The sequence below is a fragment of the Halorubrum sp. SS7 genome (assembly GCF_005435055.1).
GTDB classification, from domain to species: Archaea; Halobacteriota; Halobacteria; order Halobacteriales; family Haloferacaceae; genus Halorubrum; species Halorubrum salinarum.
The window spans coordinates 1-250 of sequence record NZ_SGXV01000571.1 but is presented as its reverse complement, the minus strand read 5'-3'; the positions used below and the strand labels follow the sequence as shown (position 1 = coordinate 250).

Annotated in this window: 1 protein-coding gene; it reads right to left on the bottom strand. The window is 50.4% G+C overall.

Annotated features, from left to right (window positions below; all coding sequences use genetic code 11):
* Positions 1-250: recombinase family protein (locus tag EXE44_RS19180; protein WP_137718123.1), on the bottom strand; the 250-nt coding region annotated here is incomplete at both ends.

Below are 250 nucleotides of genomic sequence, written 5' to 3'. Positions count from 1 at the left end.
AAGACCGACATCATACTGTCTCAGCTTGGTTTCCAACTGTACTGCGTGCATGAGACTTCGAGAGAACCGGTCGAGTTTCCAAAACACGACAACGTCGAAGGCTTGCTTCTCTGCGGCTCTGAGCATCGATTGAAACATCGGTCTGTCCGGGTCTTTTCCGCTCTCTGCTTCATCACGGAATACGAAAACGACCTCCCAGTCGAGCATCTGACACCGTTCGATGGATAGCCGAACTTGCTCATTTAGAGAA